This window comes from Sphingomonas sp. PP-CE-1A-559, assembly GCF_004340965.1.
Taxonomy (GTDB): Bacteria; Pseudomonadota; Alphaproteobacteria; order Sphingomonadales; family Sphingomonadaceae; genus Sphingomonas.
This window is the reverse complement of record NZ_SLYA01000001.1, coordinates 301,773-318,881: the sequence shown is the minus strand read 5'-3', so window position 1 is coordinate 318,881 and position 17,109 is coordinate 301,773. Positions and strand designations below refer to the sequence as shown.

12 protein-coding genes are annotated in these 17,109 nt (G+C 65.8%); 4 read left to right on the top strand and 8 right to left on the bottom strand.

The genetic code is table 11. The features are described from left to right. Positions 1-379: 379 nt before the first annotated feature. The 8 genes from C8J42_RS01275 to rpiA form a co-directional block, all read right to left on the bottom strand. Complete coding sequence (locus C8J42_RS01275) at positions 380-562, bottom strand: hypothetical protein (RefSeq protein WP_055881387.1); 183 nt, start codon at positions 560-562, stop codon at positions 380-382. Further along, positions 562-1,029: a GreA/GreB family elongation factor gene (locus tag C8J42_RS01270; protein WP_107952016.1), complete on the bottom strand. Its 468-nt coding sequence runs from the start codon at positions 1,027-1,029 to the stop codon at positions 562-564. Before C8J42_RS01270 ends, C8J42_RS01275 begins: the two co-directional genes overlap by 1 nt. A gap of 4 nt (positions 1,030-1,033) precedes the next feature. Then, positions 1,034-1,777: an HAD-IIB family hydrolase gene (locus C8J42_RS01265; protein WP_060527242.1), complete on the bottom strand. Its 744-nt coding sequence runs from the start codon at positions 1,775-1,777 to the stop codon at positions 1,034-1,036. Continuing rightward, a complete protein-coding gene (locus tag C8J42_RS01260; protein ID WP_133018641.1) occupies positions 1,774-2,589 on the bottom strand; it encodes a Cof-type HAD-IIB family hydrolase in 816 nt (271 codons plus the stop codon). The genes C8J42_RS01265 and C8J42_RS01260 overlap by 4 nt, the downstream gene beginning before the upstream one ends. Then, positions 2,586-3,569 (bottom strand): phosphogluconate dehydrogenase (NAD(+)-dependent, decarboxylating), encoded by a 984-nt coding sequence (gnd, locus tag C8J42_RS01255; protein WP_133018640.1) that lies wholly within the window; start codon positions 3,567-3,569, stop codon positions 2,586-2,588. Before gnd ends, C8J42_RS01260 begins: the two co-directional genes overlap by 4 nt. Positions 3,570-3,696: 127 nt before the next feature. Next, positions 3,697-4,821, bottom strand: coding sequence for a transaldolase (tal, locus tag C8J42_RS01250; RefSeq protein WP_133018639.1), 1,125 nt, complete (start codon positions 4,819-4,821; stop codon positions 3,697-3,699). Next, positions 4,821-6,911, bottom strand: a complete 2,091-nt coding sequence (gene tkt, locus C8J42_RS01245; protein WP_133018638.1) for a transketolase — start codon at positions 6,909-6,911, stop codon at positions 4,821-4,823. The genes tal and tkt overlap by 1 nt, the downstream gene beginning before the upstream one ends. 69 nt (positions 6,912-6,980) lie before the next feature. Then, complete coding sequence (gene rpiA, locus C8J42_RS01240) at positions 6,981-7,661, bottom strand: ribose-5-phosphate isomerase RpiA (protein WP_133018637.1); 681 nt, start codon at positions 7,659-7,661, stop codon at positions 6,981-6,983. 492 nt (positions 7,662-8,153) lie between these two features. Here rpiA and C8J42_RS01235 point away from each other — a divergent pair, with 492 nt between their 5' ends. From C8J42_RS01235 to C8J42_RS01220, 4 genes are all read left to right on the top strand, one after another. After that, positions 8,154-9,380 carry an efflux RND transporter periplasmic adaptor subunit gene (locus C8J42_RS01235; protein WP_243643991.1) on the top strand — a complete coding sequence of 409 codons (1,227 nt, stop codon included), beginning with the start codon at positions 8,154-8,156 and terminating at the stop codon, positions 9,378-9,380. Between the two features lie 6 nt (positions 9,381-9,386). Beyond that, on the top strand, positions 9,387-12,680 hold the full coding sequence (locus C8J42_RS01230; protein WP_133018635.1) for a multidrug efflux RND transporter permease subunit: 3,294 nt from the start codon (positions 9,387-9,389) through the stop codon (positions 12,678-12,680). After that, positions 12,677-14,284, top strand: a complete 1,608-nt coding sequence (locus C8J42_RS01225; protein WP_133018634.1) for an efflux transporter outer membrane subunit — start codon at positions 12,677-12,679, stop codon at positions 14,282-14,284. Before C8J42_RS01230 ends, C8J42_RS01225 begins: the two co-directional genes overlap by 4 nt. A 133-nt stretch (positions 14,285-14,417) precedes the next feature. Continuing rightward, complete coding sequence (locus tag C8J42_RS01220) at positions 14,418-17,072, top strand: EAL domain-containing protein (RefSeq protein WP_243643990.1); 2,655 nt, start codon at positions 14,418-14,420, stop codon at positions 17,070-17,072. Positions 17,073-17,109: the final 37 nt, after the last annotated feature.

Sequence of the window (17,109 nt, the reverse complement as noted above, 5' to 3'; positions counted from 1 at the left end):
AGCGTGTTCGGGCGGGGCCACATAGGTGGTGCCCCGCATAACTGTGGGCCACCCCAGCACACCAATACCACCCCGGCGAAGGCCGGGGCCCAATTGGAAAGGTTGGGGTAACGGTGCGCAACCTGCGTAACTATTGTCCCCCAATTGGGCCCCGGCCTTCGCCGGGGTGGTGCCATATGGGCGGCAGGACTCTCCGAGAGCATGGCGAGGATTGCTGCAGCCCCTCACCCAACCCTCTCCCCGGGGGAGAGGGCTCTGCCACGCCTGAGCCGTACTCCGTCATCCTGACGAAAGTCAGGATCCAGAGCCAGATACCATGCCGTCCGTGGCTCTGGATCCTGGATCAAGTCCAGGATGACGACGGTTTGACGCGCCGTGACTACCGCAGCTTGGCGATATTCAGCGAGTCCTCCTTCGCCCGAACCTTCACCGACTCCTCGCTCCGAGTCAGCGCCTTCGCGATCGCCTTCAACGCCATGCCCTTCTTCGCGAGCGTGTGCAGCTTCTGGATCTCGTCCTGCGTCCACGCCTGACGATGCCGTTCGAATTTCGCTTCAGCCATCAGCCGTCATCCTTGTCGATCGCCAGAACCTCGATCGCGTCCGGCTTATCCGCAAACGCGACCGTCTCGCCAACCGCAGCCCCCATCAGCGCGCGCGCCAAGGGTGCCGAGAACGCCAGGCGGTCCTCGCCGGGCTCGGCCTCGTCACCACCGACGATCGCGATCACGCGCTCAACCCCGTTCATCCGAACACGGACGCGCGACCCGATCCCGACTTCATCATCCTCCGGCGAAGGCGCGAGTTCGGCGGTCGTCTGGCGCGTGTGCCAATAGCGCAGGTCGCGCAGAAGCAGTTTCCGCGCTTCCTCGTCCGTCTCCGCCGCAACCGCAGCCTCGATCTCGGTCACCCGCTCGCCGAGCAACCGGAGCCCGCGCGCCGTAACCAGATTAGGCCCCGGCGCGATCGGCTGTTCGAACTTGGGTTCGAGATGTTCCTCGTCACTCTCGCGACGGAAGGCGACGCTCATGCCCTTACTTCAGGCACGCGACGATCCCTGCGATCGCCGCCAGCGTACCGTCGACGTTCTTGACCTTCACGACGTCGAGCCCAAGCTGCTCCGCCGGATAGTCGTTCCCGCCCGGGAAGATCGCGTCGCCGATGAACATCATCTTGTCGAGCGCGATGCCGCTCGCCTCGTTGAGCTTCTTCAGCCCGTACGCCTTGTCGACACCCTCACGCGTGATGTCGATCGAGGTCGCGCCGCCCATGTTGATCGACAGCCCCGGCAGGCGCTTCTGCAGATCGGCCTGGATCACCTTGCGCTTGGCGAAATCAGGGTCCCAGCTGTGCTTGGCATCGATCGGCGCTTCCTGGCCAAGCGCGGAGAACGTGATCTGGCTGCCACGATCCTCGATCCGCTCACCCCAGGTCTTTTCCGGCACGAACCCGGTGGCTTCCAACGACTCGTCGAACGCCTTGAGGATCTTCTGCTTCTCGTCGTCCTCGAACAGCTCGGCATACACCGCGCGCCATTCGCCATCGAACCGGTACAGCTTGGTCCCGGTCGTCGGCATCAGCCACAGCTTGGTGCGATCGGCCCGCTCGGGTAGCCGCGACGCGACCTGCTTTTCGAACTGCGGCCAGTCGCCGCCCGAGATCACCGCGACATGCGCGACGTCGAGCAGGTTCGCCAACGCCTCGCCCATCGGCTCCTGCAGGGGCTGCTTGCTCTCGGCCAGCGTTCCATCGAGGTCGAAGGCAACCAACTCTTTCATGCGGAAACTCCAGTAAGGATAAACGTGTCGATCGCGTGTGCGACGCCGTCGGCATCGTTCGCGCTGGTAATCTCGTGCGCGACGTCGCGGACGGCTTGCGGTGCGTTGCCCATCGCGATCGCCAGTTTGGCGCGCTTGAGCATCGCGATGTCGTTGGCCTGATCGCCGATCGCCGCGGTCTCGGTCAGCGAGATCCCGAACGCGTCCGCCAGTTCCTCGATCCCGCTGCCCTTGTTGCCGGCCACCGGCGTAATGTCGAGATAATAGGTCTGCGACTGGACGATCGTCGCCTTGGTATCGAACTTGGCTGCGACCTTCGCGTGCAGGTCGCGCAACAAATCCTCGTCATCGCTGACGAACGTCACCTTGTCGGCCTTGGCTAGCAGGTCGGTGAAGTCGGAGACGATCACCGGGTCCTGCGCGGAGGCCTTCTTCTCGCTGCCAACATGCCCGCCCTGGTCGGTGCTGGCATACCAGACGTCGCCTGCGAAGAACCACGTGTCGACCGGCGCGTCACCGATGATCTCCATCGCGCCGCGGACGACGTCGACGTCGATCATGTGGTGCTCGATTACGGTGCCGTCGCGCTTGAAGACGATCCCGCCGTTGAACGCGCCCATCGGCTCGTCGATGCCGAGCAACTCGGCGATCGGCATCATTCCCGAGCGCGGCCGCGCGCTGATGATCGTGAAGCCAAGACCCGCCGCCTTCAGTCGCTTAACCGCATCGACGGTCGCGGGTGTGACCTTCTTCTCCTTGTCGACGAGCGTGCCGTCGACATCGGAGACCAGCAGCTTGATACCAGAACTCACTGGGGCATCTCGACATGACCGCCAAAGCCATAGCGCATCGCCGACAACAGCTTGTCGCCGAACGTATGGTCCACACGGCTGCGATAGCGCGCATACAGCGCCGCGCTCAGCACGTTCGCCGGCACCTTCTCTTCCATCGCCGCGTCGATCGTCCACTGGCCCTCGCCCGAGTCCGCGACGCTGCCGCTGAAGCCTTCGAGCGTGCCGTCCTTCGCCAGCGCGATCGCCGACAGGTCGAGCAACCACGACGAGATCACGCTGCCGCGACGCCAGACTTCGGCCACGTCGGTCAGGTTGATGTCGAAGCGTTCCTCCTCGACGACATGCTCGCCCGACTTGCCCTTGAGGATGTCGAAGCCCTCGGCATAGGCCTGCATCAGGCCGTATTCGATGCCGTTATGGACCATCTTGACGAAGTGCCCCGCGCCCGAGGGGCCTGCGTGGATATAGCCCTTCTCGGCGCGCGGATCGGCTTGCCCTTCGACGCGGCCCGGCGTGCGGACGATCGTTCCCATGCCCGGCGCCAACGTCTCGAAGATCGGATCGAGCAAGTCGACCGTTTCCTTGTCGCCACCGATCATCATGCAATAGCCGCGCTCGAGACCCCACACGCCGCCCGACGTGCCGACGTCGACATAGTGGATGCCCTTCTCGGCCAGTTCCTTCGCGCGGCGGACGTCGTCCTTGTAGAAGCTGTTGCCGCCATCGATGATGATGTCGCCCGCATTCGACTTCGCGGCGATCGCCTGGACGGTGCTCTCGGTCGGCTCGCCCGCGGGGACCATGACCCACCAGATCGCCGGGGTGTCGAGCTTTGCGTGCATGTCGTCGAGCGAGTCCGCGCCGATCGCACCGTCGGCGGCGAGCTTCTTTACGGCTTCGGCATCGCGGTCGAACGCGACGACCTCATGGCCGTTCTTCATCAACCGGCGCGCGATGTTGCCGCCCATCCGGCCGAGGCCGATCAGTCCGATCTTCATGGGGAATTCCTTGCTTACCCCCTCTCCCCGCCGGGGAGAGGGTTGGGGTGAGGGGCAGTTGGGGAGGGCAGCGCTCGCGGCGCCCCTCACCCCGGCCCTCTCCCCAACGGGGAGAGGGAGCAGATGTTTACGCCGTCGCGGGCTGCTTCTTGGCGATCGAGCCGAGCAGGTCGTCGAACGCCTTCACGAACGAAGCGACGCCCTCCTCGACCAGCTTGCCGGTCACGCCATTGAGGTCGAGACCCAAGCGCTCGGCTTCGGCGAGCGTGTGCTTGGCGCCCTCGACGTCCTGCGTGATCGTCTCCGCCGCGGTGCCGTGGTCGCGGAACGCGTCCATCGTCTTGGGCGGCATCGTGTTGACCGTGTCCTTGCCAATCAGCGTGTCGATGTAGAGCGTGTCGGGATAGCTCGGATCCTTAACGCCGGTCGACGCCCACAGCAGGCGCTGCGGCTGCGCACCCTTGGCGGCGAGCGCCTGCCAGCGATCCGACTTCAGGAAGTCGAGATACCATTGATACGCCATCTTCGCGTTGGCGATCGCAACCTTGCCGCGGACCGCCTTCAGCGCGTCGGCCTCGGCATCACCCTTCTCCAGACGCGCATCGATCTCCTTGTCGATCGACGAATCGATCCGGCTGACGAAGAAGCTCGCGACGCTGGCGATCTTGTCGATCGGCTGCCCCTGCTTGACGCGCTCCTCGAGCCCAGCCGCATAAGCCTCGGCCACGCGAATATACGCGTCGAGCGCGAACAGCAGCGTGACGTTGACGTTGATCCCGCTAGCGATCGTCGACGAGATCGCCGGACCGCCCGCGAGCGTCCCCGGGATCTTGATCATTAGGTTCGGCCGGTCGACCATCCCCCACAGCTTCTTCGCCTCGGCGATCGTCGCATCGGTATCGTCCGAAATATACGGCGACACCTCCAGGCTGACATAGCCGTCCTTCGCGTCGAGCTTGTCGTAGACCGGCTTCAACGTTTCCGCCGCCGCCTTGATGTCCTGGATCGCGAGATGCTCGTAGCGGTCGATCGTCGCCGCGCCGGCATGCTGCTTGTCGTATTCGGCCAGCGTCGAATCATAGGCATCGCCATGACCCATCGCCTTTTCGAAGATCGACGGGTTCGACGTGACGCCGGTCAGGCCGTCCTCGTCGACCAGCTTCTGGAGGCCACCGGCCTCCAAGAACTTCCGGTCGACGAAATCGAGCCATACCGCCTGGCCGAAGCCTTCGAGATCGTTGAGCGCACCCATCACTTGGTCTCCATCACTTGGCGGGCGACCTTGACGACATTGTCGACGGTGAACCCGAACTTGTCCTGCAGCTTGGCGAGCGGTGCCGAAGCCCCGAAGGTCGACATCGTCACGGTCGCGCCGTCGAGCCCGACATAGCGGTCCCAACCGATCGACCCGGCCATCTCGACCGCAACGCGCGCGCGCACTTCGCGCGGCAGCACGCTTTCCTTGTACGCGGCGTCCTGCAGTTCGTAGCGATACCAGCTCGGCATCGACACGACCCGGCTCTTCACGCCGTCTGCGGTCAGCTTCTCGTGCGCCTCGACGACCAGCGACACTTCGCTGCCGGTCGCGATCAGGATCACGTCGGGCGTGCCGTCACTATCCGCGAGGACATAGCCGCCCTTCTCGAGCCCATCGGCACTCGCATACTTGGTCCGGTCGAGCGTCGGCAGAGCCTGGCGCGACATGATCAGCGCGGCCGGCGTGCTGGCGTCCTTGAGGACCGCCTTCCATGCCGCGACGACTTCGTTCGCGTCGCTCGGACGGATCGTGTCGAGGCCGGGGATCGCGCGCAGCGTGGCGAGATGCTCGATCGGCTGGTGCGTCGGGCCGTCCTCGCCGACACCGATCGAGTCGTGCGTGAACACCCAGATCGCGCCGACTTCCATGATCGCCGACAGGCGCACCGGCGCGCGCATGTAGTCGGCGAACACCAGGAAGGTGGAGCCGTACGAACGCAGGTGCGACAGCGCCATGCCGTTGACGATCGCGCCCATGCCGTGTTCGCGGATGCCGAAGTGGAAGTTCCGGCCGGCGTAGTTCTCCGCCTCGAACGAGGGCTGGCCCTTGATGTCGGTCTTGGTCGACGGCGCGAGATCGGCCGAACCGCCGATCAGCCACGGCACCTTGGCGGCGATCGCGTTGAGCACCTTGCCGCCCGAGTCCCGGCTGGCGACGCCCTTGGCATCCGCCTCGAAGGTCGGGATGTCGGCATCCCAGCCCTCGGGCAGCTCGTCCTTGAGCAACAGGTCCAGCTCGGCGGACAGCTCGGGATAGGCACCACGATACTTGTCGGTCAGCGCGACCCACTCGTCACGCAGCTTGGCGCCACGCTCGGCGATCGCGCCGTTGAAATGCTCGATCACGCCGTCGGGCACGTAGAACGACTTGTCCTCGGGCCAGCCATAAGCCTGCTTGGTGAGGCGGATATTCTCCTCGCCGAGCGGCTCGCCGTGCGCCTTTTCGCTACCCGCCTTGGGGCTGCCGTAGCCGATCACCGAATGCACGACGATGAAGGTCGGCTTGTCGGTGGTCGCCTTGAACGTCTCGATCGCGCGGCTCAGCGCGGCGGTGTCGTTCGCGTCGTCGATGTGGATGACGTTCCAGCCATAGGCGTCGAAGCGAAGCCCGACATCCTCGTCGAACGCGAGATCGGTCGCGCCCTCGATCGAGATGTGGTTGCTGTCATAGATCCAGCACAAATTGCTGAGCTTCAGATGCCCGGCAAGGCTCGCCGCCTCGGCCGAAACGCCCTCCATCATGTCGCCGTCGCCACAGATCGTGTAGACGTCATGGTCGAACAGCGTGAAGCCGTCCTTGTTGTAGCGCGCCGCGAGCCAGCGCTCGGCGATCGCCATGCCGACCGAGTTGCCGCAACCCTGGCCGAGCGGCCCCGTCGTGGTCTCGACGCCTGTCGTGTGGCGATATTCGGGGTGGCCCGGGGTCTTCGACGACAGCTGGCGGAACTGCTCGATATCGGCGAGGCTGACGGCCTCCTTGCCGGTCTTGTTACCGTCGGCGTCGATCTCTTCGATCTTGGCGAGGTGGATCAGCGAATAGAGCAGCATCGACGCATGGCCGACCGACAGCACGAAGCGGTCGCGGTTGGGCCAGTCGGCGTGCTTGGGATCATAGCGCAGGAACTTCGACCAGAGCGTGTAGCCGACCGGCGCGAGCGCCATCGGCGTGCCGGGATGGCCCGAATTGGCCTTCTGCACCGCGTCCATCGACAGCGTACGGATGGTATCGATCGCCAGACGCTCGGGGGAGCCGTCCTCGTGCAACTTGGGGTCCGCCTTGGTGGGGGCGGTTGCGGTATCGGTCATGGAAGAAGCCTCGCTCTAGACGGTGACCGAACGCCGCGCATCCGATCTGGTTGCCAACATAGGATGCCTTTAGTCGGATGCACCCATCCGTTCCAGTCGCGTAACGACGCCGTTCGTTGCAATATACGCGGCATCGACCTCGTCGAGGAACAGCCCGTGGCCGAGAATGCCTGGGATCCCGGCGAGCGTGGCGGCTGTTGCGCGGGGATCTTCGAGGTCGGCGAAGTGGCAGTCGATGACGAGATTGCCTTGGTCCGTCCGGTAGTTGTCGCGGACCATAGGCGCGGCACCCATGTCCATGAGAACGCGCATGACGTAGGCGATGGCGAACGGTAGCACCTCGACCGGGAGCTTGGCGGCACCGATCCGGTCGACGCGCTTGGAGCCGTCGGCGATCACGACCATCCGTGCCGAGGCTGCGGCGACGATCTTTTCGCGCAGCATCGCCCCGCCTGCGCCCTTGATGGCGAAACAGCGCGAGTCGATCTCGTCTGCGCCGTCGATCGTTAGGTCGACTTGGGCGATGGTGGCGAAGTCGAGGATTGCGATGCCGAGTTCGCGGGCGAGTTTGCCGGAGGCTTCGGAGGTGACGACTGCGCAGATTTGCAGGCCTTGGGCCACGCGATCGCCGAGCGCCTGGATTGCGAGCGCCGCAGTGGATCCGGTGCCGAGTCCGACAAGCATCCCGTCCTGCACCTCGGCCACAGCCGCACTGGCAGCCGCCTTCTTGTCATCATCGATCGACGCCATCAGCCCACCCCATCCGTCATGCCGGGCTCGTTCCGGCAACCACTGCTCAACGCCCTCGCGACAATTTGGTTTGAAGGACTCCCGCACAAAGCACCACCCCGGCGGAGGCCGGGGCCCAATTGGGGGACGTTGCTAACGAAGCGCAGTCCCTCGTTACCACGACCTCTCCAATTGGGCCCCGGCCTCCGCCGGGGTGGTGCAGTGGCTCTGGGGTGGTGCGATGGCTGCATGGTCGTGCGTGTGGATACGGGAGTGCGCCCCTTCCTTGTTTCCCCGCGAAGGCGGGAGCCCAGTCTGGGTCCCCGCCTTCGCGGGGAAACAATCTTCGGCATCGAAGCGCAACGAACGCGAAAAACACCGCTAAACAATCAAACAGGTTACTCTTTCTTCCCTATTTCTCACCCGCGCTTTTCAACTGACATACTTCTGGTACATCCTCGTGGTTTAGGCCGACCAACAGCTGCCACCACCGATCGCGAGCGGATACCAAACTTGATAGCCACACGATTTTCTGCGCGGCAGTGCGCCATCCTGCTGGTGCCCGCACTGGCGCTCGCGGCCTGCTCCGGCGGCGACGACAAGGCCCAGGGCAAGGCAGGCCGTGGCGGCCAGCCGGGCCAGGGCACGCCGACCGTCGGCTATGTCGTCGTTCAGCCGACCAGCGTCGCGATGACCACCGAACTCAGCGGCCGCACTACCGCGTTCGAAAGCTCGGACGTCCGGCCCCAGGTCACCGGCATCATCCGCCGCCGCTTCTTCACCGAGGGCACGCTCGTCAAGAAGGGACAGCCGCTCTACGAGATCGACCCCCGCCTCTATCGCGCCGCCGCCAACGAGGCGCAGGCCAACCTCCAGAGCGCGCGCGCCAACCAGCAGGCGCAGACCATCCTCGCCCAGCGCTACAAGCCGCTCGCCGAGATGGAGGCGATCAGCAAGCAGGACTACACCAACGCGGTCGCCACCTCGCGACAGGCCACCGCCTCGGTCGCGCAGACCCGCGCCGCGCTGGAGACCGCGCAGATCAACCTCAAGTTCACGACCGTCCCCGCACCGATCACCGGCCGCATCGGCCGGTCGCTGTTCACCGTCGGCGCGCTCGTCTCGGCGACGCAGACCGATCCGCTCGCGCAGATCCAGCGACTCGACCCGATGTTCGTCGACATCCAGCAATCCTCCGGCGACCTGCTCGCCCTACGCCGTTCGCTCGGCCAGAACGGCATCGTCGCCACCCGCGCCGAAGTCCGCCTGACGCTCGAGGACGGCAGCGAATATGGCGCGACCGGCACCGTCGAGTTCGCCGAAGCGCTGGTCAACACCGAGACCGGCACCGTGACGCTGCGCGCGCGCTTCCCCAATCCGCAGGGGCTGCTGCTGCCCGGCATGTTCGTCCAGGCGAAGTTCGCGCAGGCGATCAACCAGCGCGCGTTCCTCGTGCCGCAGGCGGGCGTGTCGCGCGATGCGAAGGGCAATGCGACGGTCTATGTCGTCAATGCGAACAACAAGGCGGTGCAGAAGAAGATCAAGGCGGACCGCACGCAGGGCGCGTTCTGGGTGGTCACCAGCGGGCTCAACCCCGGCGACAGGATCATCACGCAGGGCCTGTCGAAGATCGCGCCGAACCAGGGCGTGAAGCCGGTGCCGGAAAACACCGCGCAGAAGATCGAAGCGCCCAAGGGTGACTCCTCCGGTGGCGACTCCAGCCAGAAAAAGGCCGGCTAAGCCCTTATGTTATCCCGTGTCTTCATCGATCGCCCGATCTTCGCCTGGGTGCTCGCGATCATCGTGATGCTTGGCGGCATCGGCGCGATCATGAGCCTGCCGATCGCGCAGTACCCCGACGTCGCACCGCCACAGGTGACCGTCCGCGCGACCTTCCCGGGTGCCAACGCGCAGACCATCCAGAACAGCGTCACGCAGGTCGTAGAGCAATCGCTGACCGGCATCGACGGGCTGATCTATTTCAGCTCGTCGTCGTCGTCGCGCGGCTCGGTGAATATCACCGTGACGTTCGAGAAGGGCACCGATCCCGACATCGCGCAGGTCCAGGTCCAGAACCAGGTCCAGCAGACGCTGTCCCGCCTGCCGCAACAGGTCCAGCAGCAGGGCCTCGTTGTCCGCAAATCGAACCCGGACAATTTGCTGATCGTCGGCGTCTATGACGAGACCGACAAGCTGACCAACCAGGACGTCTCCGACTATCTCGTCTCGAACCTGCAGGACCCGCTCGGCCGTATTCCCGGCATCGGCGACAGCAACGTGTTCGGCGCGCAATACGCGATGCGAATCTGGCTGAACCCGAACAAGCTCGCCAGCTACCAGCTGATCCCGAGCGACGTGACGACCGCGATCCAGGCGCAGAACACCGAAGTCGCCGCCGGCGAACTCGGCGGGCAACCCCAGCCCGACACGCAGATGCTGAACGCGACCGTCACCGCACAGTCGCGCCTCCAGACGCCCGAGCAGTTCGCCAACATCATCCTGAAGACCACCAACGACAGCGCGGTGGTCAAGCTGCGCGACGTCGCCCGGATCGAGCTGGGCGCGGAGAACTACAACGCACGCAGCCGCGTCAACGCGCATCCCGGCGCCGGTATCGCGGTGCTGCTCGCGCCCGGCGCCGACGCGCTCAAGACCGCCGAACTGGTCAAGGCGTTCGTCGCCAAGTCCGCCAAGAGCTTCCCGCCCGGCCTGAAATTCGCCTACGCCAACGACACGACGGACTTCATCAAGCTGTCGATCGACGAGGTCGTGAAGACGCTGATCGAGGCCGTCATCCTCGTCGTCATTGTCATGTTCGTGTTCCTGCAAAGCTGGCGCGCGACGCTGATCCCGACGATCGCCGTGCCCGTCGTGCTGCTCGGCACGTTCGGCGTGTTCTATCTCGCTGGCTTCTCGATCAACACGTTGACGCTGTTCGGACTCGTGCTCGCGATCGGCTTGCTGGTCGACGACGCGATCGTCGTGGTCGAGAACGTCGAGCGCCTGATGGAGGAAAATCCCGAGATGACGCCTCGGGAGGCGACGATCGAGTCGATGAACGAGATCACCGTCGCGCTGGTCGCGATCGCGCTCGTCCTGTCGGCGGTGTTCCTGCCGATGGCGTTCTTCGGCGGCTCCACCGGCGTGATCTACCGCCAGTTCTCGCTGACGATGGTCTCGGCGATGGTCCTGTCGGTGCTCGTCGCGCTGATCCTCTCCCCTGCCCTCACCGCGACGTTGCTCAAGCAGAAGAAGAAGGACGCTGACGGCAACACCGAGAAGAGTTGGGGCGAACGTAAATTCCCGAAAGTAGCGCACTTTTTCACGCGCGCTGGCGACAAGTTCAACAGCGGGTTCGAGAAGGGCACGCAGAAATACACCAGTGCGGTGCAGTCGGTGATCGACCGCAAGTGGCTGTTTCTGCTGATCTACGCGGTGATCGTCGCGGTGCTCGCGGTACTGTTCCTGCGGCTGCCGACGGGCTTCCTGCCGACCGAGGACCAGGGCTCGGGCATCGTCCAGTTCCAGCTTCCCGCGGGCGCCACGCAAGGCCGCACCTTCGCGCTGCAGAAGCAGATCGAGCAATATTACTACACCAACGAGAAGGCCAACGTCCGCACGATGTTCACCGTCAGCGGTGGCGGCGGCGGCGGCGCGAGCGGCCAGAACACGGGGCAAGGCTTCATCGCGTTCGCGCCGTGGGACGATCGCAAGGGCAAGGAAAACACCGCGGAGGCGATCACCGGTCGCGCGTCGAAGGCGTTTGCAGGCTTCCGCGACGCGCAGGTCTACTCGCTGGTGCCACCGGCGGTCCGTGGTCTCGGCTCGTCGAACGGCTTCACGATGGAGTTGCAGAACGCCGGCGGGCTCAGCCAGGTCGAGTTCAACGCCGCGCGCGACAAGCTGCTCGCGCTCGCCCGCGCCGACTCGTCGCTGACCGCGATCCGCCTGACCGAACTGCCCGACGTCGCCACGTTGCGCGTCGACGCCGACCAGCAGAAGCTGTCCACGCTCGGCCTCACGCAAGCCAATGTGAACTCGACGCTGTCGACCGCCTGGGGTGGTCAGTACGTCAACGACTTCATCGATCGCGGCCGCGTCAAGCGCGTCTATGTCCAGGGCGACGCACAGTTCCGCGCGCAGCCATCCGACCTCAGCCAGTGGTTCGTGCGCGGCTCGAACGGCCAGATGGCGCCATTCTCGTCGTTCGCGAAGACCAGTTGGGGCCAGGCACCGACGACGCTGTCGCGCTTCAACGGCATTGCCTCGTACGAGATCCAGGGGTCGGGCGCGCCGGGTGTCAGCTCGGGCGACGCGATGAACCGGATTGCCGAGCTTGCGGGGCAGATCCCTGGCACCTCGGTCGCATGGTCGGGCCTGTCGTATCAAGAACGCCTGTCCTCGGGTCAGGCGCCGATCCTATACGGGTTGTCGCTGCTGGTCGTGTTCCTGTGCCTGGCCGCGCTGTACGAGAGCTGGTCGATCCCGATCGCTGTGCTCCTCGTCATCCCGCTCGGCCTCGTCGGCGCGATCCTCGCGGTGACGCTGCGTGGCCTCATCAACGACGTGTATCTCCAGATCGGCCTGCTGACGACGATGGGCCTGGCCGCGAAGAACGCGATCCTGATGATCGAGTTCGCCGAGCAGGAGGAGAAGAAGGGCAAGCGCGTCATCGAGGCGGCGCTGTCCGCGGCGAAGATCCGGTTGCGCCCGATCCTGATGACGTCGTTCGCGTTCATCCTCGGCGTGTTGCCGCTTGCGCTGTCGACCGGTGCCGGCGCGAACAGCCGTATCGCGATCGGGACGGCAGTGGTCGGCGGCATGCTGACCGCGACGATCCTTGCGATCTTCTATATCCCGCTGTTCTTCGTCCTCGTCCGCCGCGGCGCGCGCGACGGCATCGCCAAGCTGCGTGGCAAGCCGACCGGCTTCCAGGGCCATGACGACCACGACCATGATGGCCACGGATCCGATAGCGATCACAACGAACCGCTCGGACCACCCGAACCACAGGGCCCTCACCGGCCGGAGCCCGCATGATGCGCTCGCTAGTCCTGATCCTCGCCGCCTCGACCGCGCTCGCCGGCTGCTCGCTCGCGCCAAAATACGCGCGGACCGAACTCCCCGTGCCGCCGTCTCTCCCGGTCGGCGACGCGTACCTGCGCCAGTCCGAGGCGGCGCTGCCGGCGATCACCTACCGAGACGTCTTCAAGGACCCGCGACTCCAGCAGATCATCGTCCAGGCGCTCGCGAACAACCGCGATCTCCGCGTCGCCGCCGCCAACATCGCGTCGACCCGCGCGCAGTACCGCATCCAGCGCGCCGACCTGTTGCCGCAGGTCGATGCCAGCGGCCGCTACACCTATTCGGGCGGTGGCAACGGCACGCGCAACACCGTTACGAGCGGAACGGGCGGTAATACCGGGACCGGAACGGGCACCGGGAATACGGGAACCGGGACTGGCACGGGCACCGGGACCGGTACAGGCACCGGGACCGGTACAGGCGGGACCGGCACCGGCACCGGATCGGTAGTCAGCTCATCTAGCTCGAACAGCGCCTTCTCGGTCGATCTCGGCACCACCGCGTTCGAGCTCGACCTGTTCGGCCGCATCCGCTCGCTCACCAGCGCCGCGCTCGATCGCTATTTCGCGACCGAAGCCGCCGCGCGCGCGACCCGTCTGACGCTCGTCGGCGACATCGCCGATGCGTGGCTCACCTACGCGTCGGACCAGAGCCTGCTCAAGATCGCGCAGGACACCGTCACGAGTTCGCAGCGCAGCGTCACGCTGACCAACGCGCGGCTGCGCGGCGGCGTCGCCCCGCGCACCGATCTCCGCCAGGCGCAGCAGATCCTGTTCACCGCGCAGTCCGACCTTGCGCAGCAACGCACCGCGCTCGCGCAGGACGTCAACGCGCTGCAACTGCTGGTCGGCGCGCCTGTCGATGCCAGCCTGTTGCCCGCCTCGATCGAGCAGGCTTTGCCGACCGTCGCGACGCTGCCGGCCGGGCTCGACAGCAGCATCCTCCTGCGCCGCCCCGACGTCGTCGAATCCGAATACGAACTCCGCGCCACCAATGCCGAGATCGGCGCAGCCCGCGCGGAACTGTTCCCGAAGATTTCGCTCACCGGGATCCTCGGGTTCGCCAGCACGTCGCTCACCTCGCTGTTCAGCGGCGGCGCGTTCAACTATTCGGTCGCGCCCTCGGTCAGCTACCCGATCTTCCGCGCCGGTGCCGGGATCGCCGGCGTCGCCTATTCGAAGGCGCAACGCGACGCCGCGCTCGCGACCTACGAGAAGACGATCCAGACCGCGTTCCAGGAAACCGCCGACGCGCTCGCACGCCAGGGCACGATCGCCGACCAGTTGAAGGCGAACCAGAACTTCTCCGAAGCGGCGCTGGACACGTATCGCCTGTCCGACGCGCGCTATCGCGGCGGCATCGACACCTTCCTCAACTCGCTCGACGCGCAACGCTCGCTCTACACCGCGCAACGCAACCTCGTCGCGACGCAGCTCGTCGGCGCGAGCAACCGCGTGACGCTGTACCGCGTGCTGGGCGGTGACTCGACGCTCGAAGCCACTGCCGGCGGGCCACAACCGGTGACCATGAGCGGCGCACCGCGACCGGAAACGGACTGAAACGTCGGAGGGAACGGAATAGCCAGACGCAACTCCGTTCCCTTCGCCTTTATAACGCACTGAGCGGACGAAGTTTTTTTCGCGTCCCGCCAATCTTACCGTATCAGCAAGATATTCCAGTCAGAACGGTTGGATGTACGCTCCCCTCCCCGTCGCGGATCGCCGCGCGCGCGATCGATCGCCAGCCCCCGCCGTGTTCGGGCTCGGCGAGGATTCGCGCGAACAGGTTGCCGAACTCCTCGATCGCAAGCTCGCGCAGGTCGCGGAAACATGGCCGATCGCGGTTGCCACGCAGATGGTCGGCTGTGCCCTCCTCGTCGCGCTTGCGCTGATCGCACCGCCTGCCGCCGGTCTTGGCACTATCGTCCCGTCGATCGGCATCCATGCCGCGATCCTGGCGGCGCTATCGGCAGGCGTGTTCGGCGTGCTGCGCCTGCCGGGATTGCGAGAATGGCCTGCCTATAAGCGCAACCGCGCGCTTACCGTCGGGGTCGCGGGGGTCGCCGCGCTGTCCCTGTCACTATTGTGGACCGTCGCGCGCGCACCGTCGGGGTCGCTGCAACTCGCCTGCTGCGTCGCGGTGCTGGGGATGATCGCGGTCACCGCGGTCAGCGTCCACGCAGTCCGCGCCGCGACGCTCGGGCTCGGCGTCGGGATCGTCGTGATGCTCGCGGTCTGCGCGGGAATCGGCGCGCCGCTAGCGGTCGCGATCGTGTTCCTCGGCAGCTTGGGGATCGTCGCGCACCGCCTCGCGCGGATCGACGTCGCGCAGGAGCTGCACCGCGCCGAGAACGCGAACGAAGGCCGCCTCGCGATCCGGATGGTCGCAGAATTCGAGGACCAGGGTACCGGCTGGTTCTGGGAAGCCGACCGCCAGGGCCGCCTGACCTATCTGTCCGCCAAGGTGACCGACGAACTCGGCCTTGCCGACGACGCGGTCGGGCAACCGGTCACCGACCTGTTCCGCATGGACAACGACGCGCCCGGCACCGAGCGGACGCTCGCCTTCCACATCGCCTCGCGCACGTCGTTCTCGGACTATTCGGTGTGCGCCGCGACCTCGCCCGATTGCGAACGCTGGTGGTCGATCTCGGGAAGGCCGGTGGTCGACGATCTCGGGCGCTTCCAGGGTTTCATCGGCTCGGGCCGCGATCTGACCGAACAACGCAAGTCGGAAGCCGAGATCACGCGGCTGGCGCTGTTCGACGGGCTCACCGGGCTTGCGAACCGCCAGCGGATGCGCTCGTCGCTCGACAAGACGCTCGCGCAGAAGACCGGGCCTTACCGCGCGACGTCGCTGTTCCTGATGGATCTCGATCGGTTCAAGGCGGTCAACGATACGCTGGGTCACCAGGCGGGCGACACGCTATTGAAACAGGTCGCGCAACGACTCCAGCGCGGCATCGCGGACGCAGGGCTGGTCGGGCGGCTTGGCGGCGACGAGTTCCAGGTCGTGCTGCCCGGCATCGCCGACCGCGATACGCTCGCCGCGTTGTCCCGCGAAGTCATCGCCTCGCTGTCCGAACCCTATTTCATCAGCGGGACGTCGGTCACGATCGGCTGCTCGATCGGCATCGCAATCGCACCCGACGATGGCGACGACGCCGAGACGCTCGTCCGTAACGCCGATCTCGCGCTGTACGCCGCCAAGGCCGATGGCCGCGGCGTCCACCGCTTCTATTCGGACGACATGCTGACCGGCGCGCGCACGCGGAAACTACTCGAGGATGACCTGCGCGCGGCGATCTCAGATGGCGCGTTCCACCTCTGCTACCAGCCGATCGTCAGCACGAAGTCGGCGCAGATCGTCGGCTACGAAGCACTGATCCGTTGGAACCACCCGACGCGGGGACTCGTCTCGCCCGCCGACTTCATCCCGGTCGCGGAGGAATGCGGGCTGATCGAGGCGATCGGAGAGTGGGTGCTGCGGACCGCGTGCCTGGAGGCGGCGCGCTGGCCGGGCTCGGTGCGCGTCGCGGTCAACGTCTCGCCGATCCAGTTCGCCAACCCTGCTTTGCCTTCGCTCGTCACCAGTGCGCTCGCGCAGTCGGGGATCGCCGCAGGCAGACTCGAACTGGAGATCACCGAAGGCGTATTCCTCGACGAGACGCGCTCTTCGGAACAGATGTTCAAGGCGCTGAAGGGGATCGGCGTGCGGCTTGCGTTGGACGATTTCGGCACCGGTTATTCGTCGCTCGGCTATCTGCGCAACGCGCCGTTCGACAAGATCAAGATTGATCAGTCGTTCGTGCGTGGCGCCGCCGAGCCGGGCAATCGCAACGCCGCGATCATCAAGGCGATCGTCACGCTCGCCGACACGCTCGGCATGGAGACGACCGCCGAGGGGGTCGAGGTGCAGGACGAGATCGACCTGATCCGCGACCTCGGGTGCAGCCATATCCAGGGCTATGTCTATGGCCGCCCGGTCCGCGCGGACGAGGCTTTGCGGCAATTGGGCGTCGAGAACGGCACCGCCGCCGCGAGCGGCTTCAAGGTGAGTCGCGCGCCGCGCACCAAGATGCTGCGCTCCGCCCGGATCGCGATCGACGGGGTTCGCGGCGACGTCCGCATCCGCGACATCTCGACCACGGGCGCGATGCTCGACGGGCTGCGGATCGACGGCAACCCCGATGGCGTCGAGATGCAGATCGAACTGGTCGAGGACCAGATGTTCGGCGCCCGCATCCGCTGGGCCCGCGCCGGCAAGGCGGGAATCGAGTTCCACGAGGCGTTCAATCTGGAACGGCTGAACCAGGGCCACTCCGCGCGTCTTCGCCGGACTGGGTGAGTTAGGCGGCCGAGCGGCAGTCAGTCCGACTTTGCGG